This window comes from Kitasatospora sp. P5_F3 (assembly GCF_054049135.1).
Map to the genome: position 1 here is coordinate 79,304 of NZ_JBFUMY010000033.1, position 15,890 is coordinate 95,193.

11 protein-coding genes are annotated in these 15,890 nt (G+C 71.3%); 4 read left to right on the forward strand and 7 right to left on the reverse strand.

What is annotated here, in order from left to right; translation table 11 throughout:
* Nucleotides 1–114: 114 nt before the first annotated feature.
* Nucleotides 115–1,158, forward strand: a complete 1,044-nt coding sequence (locus ACXJMZ_RS21330) for a DUF2637 domain-containing protein (protein ID WP_457031654.1) — start codon at nt 115–117, stop codon at nt 1,156–1,158.
* 34 nt (nt 1,159–1,192) lie between these two features.
* On the opposite strand, the gene ACXJMZ_RS21335 is transcribed toward ACXJMZ_RS21330, so the two are convergent.
* The 4 genes from ACXJMZ_RS21335 to ACXJMZ_RS21350 all read right to left on the reverse strand — a co-directional run bounded on the left by ACXJMZ_RS21335 (nt 1,193) and on the right by ACXJMZ_RS21350 (nt 5,893).
* Nucleotides 1,193–3,415 (reverse strand): SpoIIE family protein phosphatase, encoded by a 2,223-nt coding sequence (locus tag ACXJMZ_RS21335; protein ID WP_457031655.1) that lies wholly within the window; start codon nt 3,413–3,415, stop codon nt 1,193–1,195.
* A gap of 288 nt (nt 3,416–3,703) precedes the next feature.
* Complete coding sequence (locus ACXJMZ_RS21340) at nt 3,704–4,105, reverse strand: ATP-binding protein (RefSeq protein ID WP_235502448.1); 402 nt, start codon at nt 4,103–4,105, stop codon at nt 3,704–3,706.
* Between the two features lie 285 nt (nt 4,106–4,390).
* The gene (locus tag ACXJMZ_RS21345; RefSeq protein ID WP_457031656.1) at nt 4,391–4,858 is read right to left on the reverse strand and encodes a MarR family winged helix-turn-helix transcriptional regulator; all 468 of its coding nucleotides are present in this window, start codon (nt 4,856–4,858) and stop codon (nt 4,391–4,393) included.
* 69 nt (nt 4,859–4,927) lie between these two features.
* Nucleotides 4,928–5,893: a quinone oxidoreductase family protein gene (locus ACXJMZ_RS21350; RefSeq protein ID WP_457031657.1), complete on the reverse strand. Its 966-nt coding sequence runs from the start codon at nt 5,891–5,893 to the stop codon at nt 4,928–4,930.
* A gap of 233 nt (nt 5,894–6,126) precedes the next feature.
* Between ACXJMZ_RS21350 and ACXJMZ_RS21355 the strand changes: the two genes are divergently transcribed.
* Genes ACXJMZ_RS21355 through ACXJMZ_RS21365 form a run of 3 tightly spaced genes read left to right on the forward strand, consistent with a single transcriptional unit; the run spans nt 6,127 to nt 9,664 of the window.
* Nucleotides 6,127–6,837: an urease subunit gamma gene (locus ACXJMZ_RS21355; protein ID WP_457031658.1), complete on the forward strand. Its 711-nt coding sequence runs from the start codon at nt 6,127–6,129 to the stop codon at nt 6,835–6,837.
* Between the two features lie 31 nt (nt 6,838–6,868).
* On the forward strand, nt 6,869–8,587 hold the full coding sequence (locus ACXJMZ_RS21360; protein ID WP_457031659.1) for an urease subunit alpha: 1,719 nt from the start codon (nt 6,869–6,871) through the stop codon (nt 8,585–8,587).
* A gap of 36 nt (nt 8,588–8,623) precedes the next feature.
* Complete coding sequence (locus ACXJMZ_RS21365; protein WP_457031660.1) at nt 8,624–9,664, forward strand: agmatine deiminase family protein; 1,041 nt, start codon at nt 8,624–8,626, stop codon at nt 9,662–9,664.
* On the opposite strand, the gene ACXJMZ_RS21370 is transcribed toward ACXJMZ_RS21365, so the two are convergent.
* The 3 genes from ACXJMZ_RS21370 to ACXJMZ_RS21380 all read right to left on the reverse strand — a co-directional run bounded on the left by ACXJMZ_RS21370 (nt 9,568) and on the right by ACXJMZ_RS21380 (nt 15,722).
* Nucleotides 9,568–10,527: a spherulation-specific family 4 protein gene (locus ACXJMZ_RS21370; protein WP_457031661.1), complete on the reverse strand. Its 960-nt coding sequence runs from the start codon at nt 10,525–10,527 to the stop codon at nt 9,568–9,570. The genes ACXJMZ_RS21365 and ACXJMZ_RS21370 overlap by 97 nt on opposite strands.
* 112 nt (nt 10,528–10,639) lie before the next feature.
* The gene (locus ACXJMZ_RS21375) at nt 10,640–11,221 is read right to left on the reverse strand and encodes a hypothetical protein (protein WP_457031662.1); all 582 of its coding nucleotides are present in this window, start codon (nt 11,219–11,221) and stop codon (nt 10,640–10,642) included.
* A 277-nt stretch (nt 11,222–11,498) separates the two neighbouring features.
* Nucleotides 11,499–15,722 carry a hypothetical protein gene (locus ACXJMZ_RS21380; RefSeq protein WP_457031663.1) on the reverse strand — a complete coding sequence of 1,408 codons (4,224 nt, stop codon included), beginning with the start codon at nt 15,720–15,722 and terminating at the stop codon, nt 11,499–11,501.
* Between the last annotated feature and the right edge of the window lie 168 nt (nt 15,723–15,890).

Genomic DNA, 15,890 nt, shown 5'->3' on the forward strand with positions numbered 1-15,890 from the left:
GTCGGAATTCCCTCTCCTCGGTGCATTGACGGCGAATCAGCCAAATGGACGGCACACATCCGCCATAGTGGTGGCTCGCCATCAAAAGGCAGGAAAGCGAGGCTGGTTCCGGCCATGAAACTGTCCGATATTCCACTGGGCTGGGCCGTCACGGGCGTGACCGGTCTGGTGGTGGTCGCCGTCCTGGTGACCTTCCTGCGGACCAGGGCCGCCGCAGCGGCCGCCGGTTCGGGCGACTCCTGGGAGCGCGCCGAGGAGCGCCGCCGCCGCAAGGAGTCGCTGTACGGGGGTGCCTCGTACACCCTGCTGTTCTGCTGCGCCGGGGTCGCGGCCGCGCTCTCCTTCCACGGCCTGGTCGGCTTCGGTACGGAGAACCTCGGCCTGTCCGGCGGCTGGGAGTACCTGGTCCCGTTCGGTCTGGACGGCGCCGCGATGTTCTGCTCGGTGCTCGCCGTCCGGGAGGCCAGCCACGGTGACGCCGCGCTCGGCTCCCGGCTGCTGGTCTGGTTCTTCGCCGGGGCCTCCGCCTGGTTCAACTGGGTGCACGCCCCACGCGGGTTGGGCCACGTCGGTGCACCGCAGTTCTTCGCCGGGATGTCGCTCTCGGCGGCGATCCTGTTCGACCGCGCACTGAAGCAGACCCGCCGGGCCGCGCTGCGCGAGCAGGGCCTGGTGCCCCGCCCGCTGCCGCAGATCCGGATCGTCCGCTGGCTGAGGGCGCCTCTGGAGACGTACGCCGCCTGGTCGTTGATGCTGCTCGAGGGCGTCCGCAGCCTGGACGAGGCGGTCGAGGAGGTCCGGGACGACAAGCGGCAGGCCGCGCTGGACCGCGAGCGGCAGCGGCTGGCCAGCCGCCGTGAGCGGGCCGAGATCCGGGCGATCGGGCGGCAGCCCGGCGGGCACTGGAGGCCCCGCTCGGCCGAACGACAGCTCGCCGCCGCGCAGTTGGAGGCGGGCAGCTCGGAGCCCGCGATAGCGGGCGAGACCCTGGCCGAGGAGCGGGCCGCCGAGGAGCAGGCGGTCGAGGGCAAGGCCACCCAGCCGGGGCTGCCGGCCCGCCGCAGCGTCGACCTCACGCCCGAGGAGGACACCATGACGCTGCCCCGGCTGGATTCGCTGGAGCAGAAGCTGAAGGACCTTGAGCAGCAGTTCGGCTGACGCCCTTGCGGGCCCCGGCAGGCTCCCCGGGAAGCTACTCGGCCCGCTCCGGGCAGAGTTCGAACCACATCCGCTTCCCGGTGCCGCGCGGTTCCACGCCCCAGCCGTCGGCCAGCGCCTCCACCAGCATCAGCCCGCGCCCGGAGGAGGCCTGCTCCCCCGGCGTCCGCCGGGTCGGCCAGAGGTCGGACTCGTCCTCCACCTCGACCCGCAGCCTGACCCTGGTCCCGTCGCCGTCCGTCTCGCGGTAGAGCCGCGCGGTGAACATCGCGTCCCGGTCGGTGTGCCGGATCGCGTTGGTGACCAGCTCGGAGGCGAGCAGCTCGGCGGTATCCACCAGCTCACCGACGCCCCAGCGGCGCAGCGCGTCCCGCAGCTCGCCGCGCAGCTCGGAGATCCGGGCCAGGTCGGCCTGGCCGATCCGGCGGCGCAGCTGTTGGGCGGCCAGGCCGCCCGCCGGGCCGTCCCAGCGGAGCAGCAGCAGCGCTATGTCGTCCTCGCGCTCGGTGGAGTCGGCGGCCTGCGAGGCGATCCGGTCGGCCAGCTCCTCCAGCTGGTCGCGCGGGCCCTCGTCCCGGCCGGGCAGCTCCTGGGAGACCGCGGCGCAGAGCCGGGCGAAGCCGGTGTCCAGGTCCATCTCGCGGGACTCGACCAGGCCGTCGGTGCAGAGCACCACCGTCTCGCCCGGGTCCAGGCTGAACCGGGTCACCCGGTACTCCTCGTCCGGCGCGACCCCGAGCGGCAGACCGCCGGCCACCGGCACGATGGTGGCGCTGCCGTCGCCGCGCCGCACCACCGGATCCAGGTGGCCCGCCCGGACGGCGTAGACCACGCCGTAGTCGACGTTCACCTCGGCGTAGGTGCAGGTGGCGAAGTGGTCGGTGTCCAGGTCGGCCAGGAAGCGGGAGGCCCTGGCCATCACCGCGGCGGGCGGGTGGCCCTCGGCGGCGTACGCGCGCAGCGCGATCCGCAGCTGGCCCATGATGCCCGCCGCGTGCACGTCGTGGCCCTGCACGTCGCCGATCACCAGGCCGACGTGCCCGCCGGGCAGCGGCACCACGTCGTACCAGTCGCCGCCGATCTGCAGGCCCGAACCGGCCGCCAGGTAGCGCACGGCGGTGGTCACACCCGGCACCGAGGGCACCGTACGGGGCAGCATCACCCGCTGCAGACCGGCCGCCAGCTCGTGCTCGGCGTCGTGCAGCCGGGCCCTGGCCAGGGACTGGGCGACCAGCCCACCGAGGGTGGAGAGCAGGGTGCGCTCGTCCGCGTCCAGCTCCCGGTCGTCGTCGAAACTGACCAGGCAGACCCCGATGGGCCGCCCGCTGGCGACCAGCGGCAGGAAGGCCCAGGCACTGCGCGGACCGCCCTGGGCCAGCTGCGGGTACGCCTCGGGATAGCGGTCGCGGTACTCGTCCCGGCTGGAGATGAAGATCGGCACCCGGTTGCGGATCGCCTCGGAGGCGGGGTGGGCGGGCGAGATCGGCGTGCGGTCGTACTGCTGGAGGTCGCCCGCGCGGTAGCCGCTGGCGCCGAGGATCTGCAGCCGGCCGGCCTCCAGCGAGGAGAGCACCAGGCCGTCCGGCGGCAGGCCGGGCAGCGGCAGCTCGGTGAAGACCCGGGCCACGTCCCGGACCGTGACGGCCTCGGAGAGCGCCCGGGCGGCCTCCTTGATGAACCGGGAGCGCTCCTCGCGCAGCTGGGCCATCGCCCCGGCCCGCTCGCGCTTGTGCAGCTCGACGGTGGCGTCCCAGACGAAGCCGACCATCCGGGACGGCCGCCCGAAGGCGTCCGCCAGCACCCGGCCGCGGAACCGCACCGCGTGCAGGTCACCGCCCGGGAACACCGTCCGGTAGTAGGCACCGCACTGGCCCAGCTCGGTGACCGCCCGCTCGACCCGGCGGCGGACCACCGGTGCGTCCTCGGGGTGCAGCATCGCCAGGAAGGCCCCCGAGCTGCGGTCGAACCGGCCCGGCTGCAGGCCGAGGATGGCGCAGGCGCGCTGGTCACCCTCCAGGCGGTCGCGGCGGATGTCCCAGTCGAAGGAGCCGATGCCGTTGGCGGCCATCGCCGGCTCGAGCCAGTCGGGGGTGGAGTCGCCGGTACGGGTGGGCAGGCCCCGGGAGACGGCGGGGACGATCCGCCCGCCCGCCAGGCCGGCGGCGGACCGGAGCGAACCGGCGGCCGCCGCACTGCGGGAGGACTGGGCCGGTGGGGTACGGCGTGCGGGCCCCTGCGGCTCGGGCTCTGTCGCCATGCTTCTCCTGCCGCTGCCATGGCCACGCCGTCCGGGCGGACTGCGATGGCCGTGTGCTGAGTGGTGGGCGGTGCGTCGGGCGGTGGTGGTCGGTCGAGGCTCGGTTCTCCCCGCCGCCTTCCCGCGCACACATTCTCACTATCCTGCCGAAAGATTACTAGTACCGCCTCACCAGCGCGGATAGGGCGAGGATTCGGCATCGGCTACACCGGACACTGCCAGGTCAGCACATCGGCGCTTCGTGGGCAATGGTCACGGCTGCTTTCGTGACACCACCACGGCCCGTGATCAAGCCGCTCCGAGCTCGAACCAGGTGACCTTCCCGTCGCCGCGCAGCTGGACGCCCCAGTCGTCGGCGAGGGCCTCCACCAGCAGCAGCCCGCGGCCGGAGGTGGCGGTCTCGCTCGGCGTCCGACGGCCGGGCAGCCTGGTGGTGGTGTCCTGCACCTCGATCCGCAGCCGCTGCTCCGGGGTGAGCACCGCGTCCAGCACCGCGCCGCGCTCGGTGTGCAGCAGTGCGTTGGTGACCAGCTCGGAGGCCAGCAGCTCGGCGGTGTCCGCGAGTTGGGGCACGCCCCAGTGGTTGAGTGCGGCTCGCAGCCGACGGCGGACAGCGCCCACCGCGATCAGGTCGGCGGGGGCCAGCGCCGCGTGCAGTCTGCGGTGCAGGGCGCAGCCGGGCTCGTGCACCGGCGGCGTCTCCTCCCCGAAGCCCCTGGGCCGAACCTGGTCGCTGCTCGAAGCCGTCCGCTGCCGCGGAAATCTCGCCTGACCGTCCATCACGTACGCCCCCACCCCTCGTTCGGACAGCCGGCCGCTCCGCGTCCCCCGCCGGCGGCCTGTCCCGATACTGACGACCATCCTCATGCCCAGTGGTCGGGCTACGCAACAGTAGGTACCCGATCACCTGGGGTGAAGTGGAGCTCAGCGGGCCAGAAGTGATCCCTTTCGGGGTGCTCCGGAGGTTTGGTTCGGCTACGGCCGTTGGAGGGCGGAGACCGCTCGGAGCAGCAGAGCGCGGAGCTGCTCCCGCTCGGCCGGGTCGAAGGCGGACCAGAGGGCGGCCTCGACCCCGACCGCGCGGGTGTCCGCCTCGGTGACCAGGGCCCGGCCGGTCTCGCTGAGCCGGGACAGCATCACCTTGCCGTGCACCTCGGACTGCTGACGTTCGATCAGGCCCTTGGCCTCCAGGTTCGCCAGCACCCCGGCCATGGTCTGCGGGGTGACGGCGGCTCCCCGGGCCAGCTGGGCCCCCGAGCGGTCGGGGCGGTCGACGAGCTGGAGCAGCACGGCGTACTGCGGCACGGTCAGCTCCAGGCCGCGCAGCGCCTCCGCCTTGGCCGCCATCATGGCCTGCTCGGCCTGCTTGATGGCCAGCCCGAGGCGGAGCTGGGCGCCCTGGGGGCCGGCCAGCAGCTCGGCGGGGTCGGTGCTGCTGCTCATCGGCCGGGGCCTCTCGTCGGCGGTGCGCGGGGCCGGTCGAGGGCGTGCGCGGGACCGGTCCAGTATGGGTCAGGCGGTGCGCAGCACGTACTTCGCCTCGGCGGTCCGGCCCTCCAGTCGGGCGTGTGCCTCGGCGACGCCGTCCCAGCCGATCTCCTGGACGTCGAGGGTGAGGATGCCGTCGGCGACCAGTCGCAGGCCCTCGGCGAGGTGGGCCCGGAACAGGTCGGGGCGGCGGGCCAGCACACCGCCCAGGTTGTAGCCGGCCAGCGTGAAGCTGTCGTACCAGACCTGGTTGGCGTCCAGGCTCAGGTCCTGGTCGGCGGCGTTGCCGATCACCACATGGCGGCCGAGCACCGCGAGCAGGGCGCGGGCCTGGGCGCGCGGCTCGCCGCCGACCGAGTCGATGATCACGTCGAAGCCGTGGCCGTCCGTCAGCCCGGGCGTACGGTCGGCCAGTTCGGCGTACGCGAACGCGTGCCGGTATCCGTGGGCGGCGGCCCGGGCGGCGCGCTCGGGGGTGCTCGCGGCGCCGACCACCAGGGCGGCGCCGTACTCGGTGGCGAGCCGGCCGAGCAGGCTGCCGAGGCCGCCGGAGGCGCCGAGCACCAGCACCCGGTCACCCGCTGCGATCCGGGCCGCCCCGCGCAGGGTGCCGACGGCGGTGGCGGCGTTGCAGGCGGTGGCGGCGGCCAGCAGTGGGTCGAGCCCGTTCAGCGGCAGCGTGGTGACGGCCGGGGCCACCACCCGCTCGGCGTTGCCGCCGAAGCCGGTCGGGACGGCGACCACGGCCTCGCCGACCTGAAGCCCCGTCACCCCGGCGCCGAGGGCGGCAACGGTGCCCGCGACCTCGATGCCGGGGACGGCGGGCAGGCCGATCGGGAACTGGCCGCGCCGGAACATCACGTCGGCGAAGTGCACCCCGGCGTGGCTGACGTCGATGGCGACCTCGCCCGGCCCGGGCAGTGGAGCGGGTATGTCGGCGAGCTCCAGGACCTCGGGGCCGCCGGTGCGGGTGTAGCGGACTGCGCGCATGAGTGCGCCCCTCTCTCGATGTACGTTGCCATATTTATATCAGGCCACTGTCATTTCATCGCCACCGAATACACGGTTGCGACATCCGACGCGCCGAACGGACCGGGACGGACAAGGCTGGACATGGCGGCCCGGCCCGGGTTCAATGGCCGGAGATGTTTGAACGACGTTCTAACTTCCGCGTCGAGTTCCGACTTCTGTACTGACCCACCGGCACGAGCGAGCGAGGCACCGTGCGACTGACCCCCACCGAGCGGGATCGGCTGCTGATCTTCACAGCGGCCGAGCTGGCCCGCGCCCGGCGTGCGCGGGGCGTACGCCTCAACATCCCGGAAGCCACCGCACTGATCGCGGACACCGTCTGCGAGGCGGCCCGGGACGGCCGACGGCTGGCCGAGGCGATCGAGGCCGGGCGCAGCGTGCTGACCGCCGACGATGTCCTGCCTGGCGTGCCGGACGTGGTGACGGTGGTCCAGGTCGAAGCCGTCTTCGACGACGGCACCCGGCTCGCGGTGATCAACGACCCGTTCCGGGGCCGCGGTTCACTCGGCGACCACGCCCCCGGCGGGGCACTGCTGGGCAGCGGCGCGGGCTACGACCCCGTCGAGGAGACCCTGCTGCTCCCGGTGCACAACACCTCGGCGGTACCGATCTCGGTCACCTCGCACTTCCACTTCTTCGAGGCCAACCCGCGCCTGGCCTTCGACCGCTCCGCCGCGTACGGCACCCACCTGGCCGTCCCGGCCGGCTCCTCGGTCCGCTTCGACCCGGGCGCCACCGTCGAGGTCGGCCTGGTGCCGATCGGCGGCGACCGGGTCGCGATCGGCTTTGCGGGCCTGGTGGACGGCCCGCTCGACGCACCCGGTGCACGGGAGGCAGCCCTGACCAAGGCGCGCGCCACCGGCTACCTGACCAGCTTCGACGACGCGGAGCTCGAAACGTGAACACCGCCCGCCCCTTCCGTGAGGTCGCAGCATGAGCGCCATCACCCCGCACGACTACGTCTCCGTCCACGGCCCCCGGGCCGGTGACCGGATCCGCCTCGGCGACAGCGGCCTGATCATCCGGGTCGAGTCCGACTCCCAGGAGCCGGGCGAGGAGTTCCTCGCCGGGTTCGGCAAGACCGCCCGGGACGGCCTGCACCTCAAAGCCGCCGCCGTCCGGGACACCTGCGACGTGGTGATCAGCAACGTGCTGGTGATCGACGCGGTGCTGGGCATCCGGAAGACCTCGATCGGCCTGATCGACGGCCGGATCGCCTCGATCGGACGGGCTGGCAACCCCGACACCCTGCACGGCGTCGACGTGGTCGTCGGCACCGGCACCACGATCGTCTCCGGCGAGGGCCTGATCGCCACCGCGGGTGCCATCGACACCCATGTGCACCTGCTGTCACCGAGGATCATGGAGGCCTCGCTGGCCTCCGGCGTCACCACGATCATCGGCCAGGAGTTCGGCCCGGTCTGGGGCGTCGGGGTGAACTCCCCGTGGGCGTTGCGCCACGCGTTCAACTCCTTCGACGCGTGGCCGGTCAACATCGGGTTCCTGGGCCGGGGTTCGTCCTCCGACCCCGCGCCGCTGATCGAGGCGCTGGCCGAGGGCGGCGCGTCGGGGTTCAAGGTGCACGAGGACATGGGCGCCCACACCCGCGCCCTGGACACCGCGCTGCGGGTGGCGGAGGAGTACGACGTGCAGGTGGCCCTGCACACCGACGGCCTGAACGAGTGCCTCTCGGTCGAGGACACCCTGCGGGTGCTGGACGGCCGCACCATCCACGCCTTCCACATCGAGGGCTGCGGCGGCGGACACGTCCCCAACGTCCTGAAGATGGCGGGCGTGGAGAACGTCATCGGGTCCTCCACCAACCCCACCCTCCCCTTCGGCCGGGACGCGCTCGGCGAGCACTTCGGGATGATCGTCTCCGCCCACGACCTCAAGGTCGACCTCCCCGGCGACGCCGCCATGGCCCGCGACCGCATCCGCGCCGGCACCATGGGCGCCGAAGACGTCCTCCACGACCTCGGGGTCATCGGCATCACCTCCTCCGACGCCCAGGGCATGGGCCGCGCCGGCGAAACCGTCCGCCGCACCTTCGCGATGGCCGGCAAGATGAAGGCCGAACTCGGCCCCCTCGACGGCGGTTTCGGCACGGCGGAGAGCGGCGACGACAACGAACGCGTCCTGCGCTACATCGCCAAACTCACCATCAACCCCGCCATCGCCCACGGCCTCGCCCACGAAGTCGGCTCCATCGAAATCGGCAAACTCGCCGACATCGTGCTCTGGCGGCCCGACCACTTCGGCGCCAAGCCGCAGCTGATCCTGAAGGCAGGCTTCCCCGCCTACGGCGTCGTCGGCGACCCCAACGCCTCCACCGATCGCTGCGAACCCCTGATCCTCGGCCCCCAGTTCGGCTCCCACGGCGCCACTGCCGCCGACATCTCCGTCGCCTTCGTCGCCCAGGCCGCCGCCGACGGCGCGTACCTGGACCGGATGGCCGACCAACTCCCCACCCGTAGGCGCCGGGTGGGTGTACGCAACACCCGGGGCATCGGGCCGCGCGACATGGTGCGCAACGCCCGGATCGGCAACGTCCAGGTCGAGTCAGACACCGGGCTGGTCTCGCTGGACGGCTCGCCGCTCCGTTCCGAACCGGCCGACTCGGTCTCCCTCAGTCGCCTGTACTTCCTCTGATCGCATAGGCCCCCACTCGTTTAGGACTACACCTCCATGACCAACACCCCCGCCGCGCTCGGCTTCCGGATGCCCGCCGAATGGCACCCGCACGAGCGCACCTGGATGGCGTTCCCCACCGACAACCCGACCTTCGACAGTCCCGAGCACCTGCGCGCCGCGCGGGAGGCCTGGGCCCGGGTGGCCAACACCATCGTCCGGTACGAGCCGGTCACCCTGATCGTCAACACCGGCGAACTGGACGCCGCCCGGCGCTACGTCTCCGCCGAGGTCGAGCTGGTCGAGCGGCCGCTGGACGACGCCTGGATGCGGGACATCGGTCCGACCTTCCTGATCAACGACTCCGGCGAACTCGCGGCCACCGACTGGGTGTTCAACGGCTGGGGTGCCCAGTCCTGGGCCCGCTGGGAGCACGACCAGCACATCGCCGAGGAGATCACCGGCCTGACCGGTGTCCAGCGCTTCGCCTCCCGGCTGATCAACGAGGGCGGCGGCATCCACGTCGACGGCGAGGGCACCGTCCTGGTCACCGAGACCGTCCAGCTCGGCGAGGGCCGCAACTTCGACTGGACCAAGGAGGCCGTCGAGGCGGAGCTGCACGCCCAGCTCGGCACTACCAAGGCGATCTGGCTGCCGCGCGGACTCACCCGCGACTACGACGAGTTCGGCACCCGGGGCCACATCGACATCGTCGCCTCCTTCGTCCGCCCCGGCGTCGTGGTCGCCCACGTCCAGCCCGACCCCGCGCACCCGGACCACGAGGTCTGCCAGGAGCTGGTCGCCATCCTGCGTGCCGCCACCGACGCCCAGGGCCGCCCGCTGGAGGTCATCGAACTCCCCGCCCCCACCGTCCTCACGGACGAGGACGGCGAGCCGGTCGACTACTCGTACATCAATCACTACGTCGCCAACGGCGCGGTCATCCTCTGCGCCTTCGACGACCCCCGCGACCAGATCGCCGCCGACCTGCTCGCCGAGGCCTACCCCGGCCGCAAGGTCGAACTGGTCGACGCCCGCGAGATCTTCGCCAACGGCGGCGGCATCCACTGCATCACCCAGCAGCAGCCCAAGGCCTGACGGTCGGGGGGGGGGGGGGGGGGGGGGGGGGGGGCGTAGGCGTAGCCCGCGCCACGGGTGAAGGCGGTGTCGAGGGTGGTCCGCATCTGCGGGGTGCCGGGGACGCCGTAGACCAGGTGCCAGAAGGCGGTGCCGCTCGGGTCGAAGCTCGCACCCGAGTAGTAGCCGGCGGTGAGGTTGAAGACGTTTCCGCCGAGCCAGCCGGTGCCGGTGTAGCCCGCGTAGGTGCCCTCGTACGTCACGAAGGTGTCGGCGGTGCGGTGTCCGGGCTCCAGGTAGCAGTCGGCAATCGCGGTGCCCGGGTTGTCCACCACCAGTTCCTGGACAGCCGGGTCGAGCGCGTCGACGGTGCTCTGCACGTACTGACGCAGCGCCAGGTAGTAGTCGCGGGAGCTGTTCCCGGGGCCGCAGTCGCGGCTGACCACGTCGAAGAAGATGCCGTCGACGTGCAGCTTGCCGTCGGCGGTCTTCAGGTAGTTGTCGACGGACGCCTTCACGTCGGCGAGCGGACGGGCGGCGTTGTCGGTGTGGACGTAGCCGAGCACCTTGGTCTTCGCTCCGGTCGCCGTGGTCCCGCCGCGCAGGGTGTCGGCCTGCGCCTGCCAGGCGGCGTTGAACGGGGTGTCCCCGTTCCCCGGGTTGAGCACCACCACGGACGCGGCGGGCGACGCCGCCTGAAGCCCCGTCAGCATCGGGTCGCCCGGCCACACATAGGCCGGTACCGCGATCTCCAGCCCGCGGCTGTCCGCCGCGGCGCCGGAGGCACCGGTCGTCAGTGCCAGCACCGAGCTGAACGCCAGAGCCAGCAGGCCCTTGCTGTGCATGCGCATGAAATCCCCCCAGTCGTCAGCGATGATCACCATCGCTCGCTCCGGATGTTATCCACACGGCCCGACAGGCTCGGAAACATCTGACAACTCGACAGCACCGGGCAGTGGACGGCGAGACGGTCGGCCGGGCGGACACCCCGTTCGGTCAGACGACCTCGACCGCCGATCCGGAGCTCCGGCGTCGGCGGTGCGCGCGCACGGCGAGGACGCTTCCCACCACGGTGACCACGCCCGCACCGGCTGCGGCAACCATCGGCCAGACCGCATTGCTCTCCTGCTCCCAGGCGAGCCGACTGGAGGCGCAACCTGCCAGCGGCTGGCCCGCTTCGGTGCGCACGCAGGCGGTCGTCACCAGCTTGTCGGTGTGGGCGGTGTCCTTGGCAACTCCGGCGGTCAGGGTGAGCGTGACGTCGCGCCGGGGCGGCAGGTCGGCGGTCCAGGTGACCTGGGTGGCACCCAGTTGCCCGCCCTGTCCGGCGGTCTGAGGCTGGAGCGTGGGCGGGAGCATCTGGGAAATCTCCGCCCCCGTGATGGGCCGGTCGCTGTCGTTGCGGACCCGGACGGTGTAGGTGAGGGTGCCGCCGGCCTGCGCCTGGGCCCGGCCCGCGTCGATCGCCACCGCCACCAGGGCCGGCGGCGGCGCCGGGGCTTCGGCGGGTGCGGCGGGTGCGGCGGCCGCGGCGATGGCCGGGCAGCACCATACGACAACCGGTGCTGCGGCAATCATGAGCGCGGTCTGCCACCGCGCGTTCGAACTGGCCAAAGCCTCGTCCTCCCGGAGCACGCGTCGCACGGGTCGTGCCGATGCGTTTGCCGTAACTCTGCCGGGGCGGAGGCGGGTTGCCCGTGACCCGGCGATCGCGCCCCGGGGTGATCATCCGATCGGGGCATCGTCGTACCGCCGCTTGGCGGCGCCCGGCTGTTGCTACGAGCCGGTGCGCGGATACGGCTGCGGGCCCGGAACGGCTGTGCCGTCCCGGGCCCGCATGAGGGTGCGTCAGGTGCTAGGCCGGGCCGCGCCGTCCCCGCCGTCCACGCCGTCCCGCGAACGCGAGGCAGCCGAGTCCGACCAGTACCAGAAGCGTTCCGACGGCGGCGGCCACGGTCACGGCGACGCCGGTGTGCGGAAGGGGCTTGGGCTTGGGCAACGGCTGGGCCTTCCCGGTGTGCAGCGGGCCACCGTCGGGACCATTGGTGCCGGGCTTGTTGCTGTTGTTGCTCTGGTCGGGGTCGGGGGTGTCGGAGGCCGCGGTGGCGATGTTGTCGACGTCCTTCCCGTTGCCCGCGTAGGCGGGGTCGAGCTTGACGAGGATTCGGTGGACCGCCTTGTCACCCGGCGCCAGTCGGGCGACCGGCCCACAGGTGACGGTCCGGCCGTTCGCGGTGCAGCCGTCCGGGGAGGAGACGAAGGACAGCGCGGCCGGCAGCGGGTCGGTGACGTTGGCATTCACCGCAGTGGAGGGTCCCTGGTTGGTGGTGGTGAGGGTGTAGGTGAAGGTGTCGCCGGGGTCGACCTGGGTCTTGCCGGCCGGGTAGCCGGCCGACTTGGCCAGTGCGAGGTCGGCGGCGGCAGCTCCGATCCGCAGCGTGTAGGTGTCCTCGTCGTTGTCGGGGAGCCGGTCGATCGGATCGCTGACCCGGACCTTTCCGGTGAGGGTCTGGCCGCCCACGGCATCCGGGGACACCCGCAGGGCGAACTCGGTGTCAACGTAGCCGTCCTGCGCGGCACGGTTTCCGGTACGAGGCTGGGGAAGGATGCCAGCCGGGAGCTTGCAGGTCGCCCGCTGCGGGCTCTCCACGGCGCAGTGGCCCGGCAGCCCCTGGGCGAACGAGAGTTCGGCGGGCAGGGTGACCGCGAAAGTGGCCTCGCCGTGGTGGGTGGACGGCCCGTGGTTCCTGATCCGGCCGGTCAGCGCCACCGTTTCGCCGGGTAGCACGCTCTCCTTGGACACGATCGCCTGCGCTGCCATGTCGCGCTTGTGCGGGGCGGGCCGGCCGCCGTCCGGCAGCGGGGCGGTGTCCTTGTCGTTGGTGGGGTTGGGGTCGGTGCTGTCGGCGTGGACCACGGCGCGGTTGACGATGTCGCTGCCGTCGCCCGTGTAGGACGAGTCCAGCCGGGTGGTGAGCACGTAGGAGAACTTCTCGCCCACCTTCAGGCGACCCTTGGCCGGGCAGGTGACCCGTCCGGTCGCGGCGTCCACGGTGCACCCGGCCGGCTGGGAGGAGACGTAGGTCAGCTGCTTCGGCAATTCGTCGGTCAGGACCACCTTGTAACTGTCGGACGATGGCCCGTTGTTGGTCACGGTGATCTTGTAGTCGACGTTCTCCCCGGCGGCGACCGCAGCACCGATGGACGACTTGTCGATGGCGAGGTCGGCCTCACCGCGGCGGGGCTTGCCGGCCGGCAGCCCGGCGGCGGCCGAGGAGTTGTTCGACAGGTCCGGGTCGGCGGTCGCGGCCGTGACCTTGGCGATGTTGCCGATGTCCGAGCCGTCCCCCTCGTAGTCCTGGTCCAGTCGAACGGTGAAGGTGAACGTCCTCGACCCCTTGGCCGCCAGAACCGTAAGAGCTGGGCACGTCATGTCCTGACCGGCCGCGGTGCACCCGTCGACCGAGGAGACGAACGCCAGCGGCGCGGGGAGCGCGTCGGTGGTCTTCACGTCGGACGCCTGGGCGGGCCCGTTGTTGGTGACGGTGATCGTGTAGTCGAACGTCTCGCCCGGTGCGATCTGCTTGGTCCCGACCGGCTTCTTGGTGACGGCGACGTCCGCCTTGGCCGGGTTCGGACCCGGGCCGGGCAGGGTGCCGGTCGACGCGTCGGAGGTGTTGTTGGTCGGGTCCGGGTCAGTGGTGTCTGTGGCCGCCTTGGCCTGGTTGCGGACGTCCGAACCGTCACCGGAGTAGGCCGGGTCGAGTTGGACGGTGATCGTGTACGTCTTCGATGCCTTCGCTGCCAACGTGGGCAGCCTCGGGCAGCTGACGTCCTGACCGGTCGCCGTGCAACTGTCGCTCGCCGAAACGAACTTCAGCGCGGCAGGCAGCGCGTCCGTGACCGTCAAGCCCTTTGCATCCGAGGGACCGTTGTTGGTGACGGTGACCGTGTAGTCGAAGGACTCACCAGGCGCGATCGCGGCGGTCGACGCCGGCTTCTTCGTGACGGCGACGTCTGCCCTGGCCGGACTGGGCGGGTTCGGGCCGGGACCCGGCCCCGGCAGGGTGCCGGTCGAGGCGTCGGAGGTGTTGTTGGACAGGTCCGGGTCGGCACTGTCGGTGGCCACCTTCGCCTGGTTACGCACATCCGAACCGTCACCGGCATAGGCCGGGTCCAGCTGCACGGTGATCCTGTACGTCTTCGACGCCTTCGCCGCCAAAGTGCCCAGCTTCGGACAGGTCACGTCCTGACTCGCAGCCGTACAACCGTCGCTCGCCGAAACAAACTTCAACATCGCAGGCAGTGCATCAGTCACCACCAGACTCTTCGCATCCGACGGCCCGTTGTTCGTCACCGTGACCGTGTAGTCGAACGTCTCACCGGGTGCGACCGGGGCGGTCGAACCGGGCTTCTTCGTGATCGCGACATCGGCCTTCACCGGGGAGGGCGGGTTCGGGTCTGGACCGGGAAGAGTGCCCGTGGACCCGTCGGAGGTGTTGTTGGTCGGGTCCGGGTCGGCGCTGTCGGTGGCCACCTTGGCCTGGTTACGAACGTCCGAACCGTCACCGGAGTAGGCCGGGTCGAGTTGGACGGTGATCGTGTACGTCTTCGATGCCTTCGCCGCCAACGTGGGCAGCCTCGGGCAGCTGACGTCCTGACCGGTCGCCGTGCAACTGTCGCTCGCCGAAACGAACTTCAGCGCGGCAGGCAGCGCGTCAGTCACCACCAGACCCTTCGCATCCGACGGCCCGTTGTTCGTCACGGTGATCGTGTAGTCGAAGGTCTCACCGGGTGCGACCGGAGTGGTCGAGGCGGGCTTCTTCGTGATCGCGACATCGGCCTTCACCGCAGCAGGCGGGTTCGGGCCGGGACCCGGACCGGGCAGGGTGCCGGTGGAGGCGTCGGAGGTGTTGTTGGACAGGTCCGGGTCGGCACTGTCGGTGGCCACCTTCGCCTGGTTACGCACATCCGAACCGTCACCGGCATAGGCCGGGTCCAGCTGCACGGTGATCATGTAGGTCTTCGACCCCTTCGCCGCCAACGTGGCCAACTTGGGGCAGGTCACATCCTGACCGGTCGCCGTGCAACTGTCGCTCGCCAAAACGAACTTCAGCATCGACGGCAGCGCATCAGTCACCACCAGACCCGAAGCCTGCGACGGCCCGTTGTTGGTGACAGTCACCGTGTAGTCGAACGTTTCCCCGGGTGCGACCGCGGCACTCGATGCAGGCTTCTTGGTGATCGCGACATCGGCCTTCACCGGGGAGGGCGGGTTCGGGCCTGGCCCCGGACCGGGCAGCCCACCGGTCGAGGCGTCGGAGGTGTTGTTGGACAGGTCCGGGTCACTGGTGTCGGTGGCCACCTTCGCCTGGTTCCGCACATCACTGCCATCACCGGAGTAGGCCGGGTCCAGCTGCACCTTGATCGTGAAGGTCTTCGAACCCTTCGCCGCCAACGTAGCCAACTTCGGACACGACGCGTCCTGGCCAGAAGCCGTGCACCCGTCGGGCGACGAGACAAAGGTCAATGAGGCGGGCAACGCATCTGTCACCACCAAGCCCTTCGCATCCGACGGCCCGTTGTTCGTCACGGTGACCGTGTAGTCGAACGTCTCACCGGGTGCGACCGGAGTAGTCGAGGCGGGCTTCTTCGTGATCGCCACGTCGGCCTTCACCGGGTTGGGCGGGTTCGGGCCAGGCCCCGGTCCAGGCAGACCACCGGTCGACGCGTCGGAGGTGTTGTTGGACAGGTCCGGGTCGGCAGTATCGGTGGCCACCTTGGCCTGGTTACGAACGCCCGAACCGTCACCGGAGTAGGCCGGGTCGAGCCGCACGGTGATCGTGTACGCCTTCGCCGCCTTCGACGCCAACGTGCCCAGCTTCGGACAGGTCACGTCCTGACCCGTCGCCGTACAACCATCGCTCGCCGAAACGAACTTCAGCATGACCGGCAGTGCATCAGTCACCACCAGACCCGAAGCCTGCGAGGGACCGTTGTTCGTCACCGTGACCGTGTAGTCGAAGGACTCACCCGCGGCGACCGGAGTAGCCGAGGCCGGCTTCTTCGTGATCGCCACGTCGGCCTTCACCGGGGAGGGCGGGTTCGGGCCAGGCCCCGGACCGGGCAGACCACCGGTCGACGCATCCGACGTGTTGTTCGACAGATCCGGATCGGCGCTGTCGGTCGCGACCTTCGCCTGGTTCCGCACATCACTGCCATCACCCGCGTACGCCGGGTCCAGCTG

Bases quoted from the DNA above. Each gene is read 5' to 3' on its own strand.
- ACXJMZ_RS21330 (WP_457031654.1), top strand. From the start codon at position 115: ATGAAACTGTCCGATATTCCACTGGGCTGGGCCGTCACGGGCGTGACC.
- ACXJMZ_RS21335 (WP_457031655.1), bottom strand. From the start codon at position 3,415: ATGGCGACAGAGCCCGAGCCGCAGGGGCCCGCACGCCGTACCCCACCG.
- ACXJMZ_RS21345 (WP_457031656.1), bottom strand. From the start codon at position 4,858: ATGAGCAGCAGCACCGACCCCGCCGAGCTGCTGGCCGGCCCCCAGGGC.
- ACXJMZ_RS21350 (WP_457031657.1), bottom strand. From the start codon at position 5,893: ATGCGCGCAGTCCGCTACACCCGCACCGGCGGCCCCGAGGTCCTGGAG.
- ACXJMZ_RS21360 (WP_457031659.1), top strand. From the start codon at position 6,869: ATGAGCGCCATCACCCCGCACGACTACGTCTCCGTCCACGGCCCCCGG.
- ACXJMZ_RS21365 (WP_457031660.1), top strand. From the start codon at position 8,624: ATGACCAACACCCCCGCCGCGCTCGGCTTCCGGATGCCCGCCGAATGG.
- ACXJMZ_RS21370 (WP_457031661.1), bottom strand. From the start codon at position 10,527: ATGGTGATCATCGCTGACGACTGGGGGGATTTCATGCGCATGCACAGC.
- ACXJMZ_RS21375 (WP_457031662.1), bottom strand. From the start codon at position 11,221: ATGATTGCCGCAGCACCGGTTGTCGTATGGTGCTGCCCGGCCATCGCC.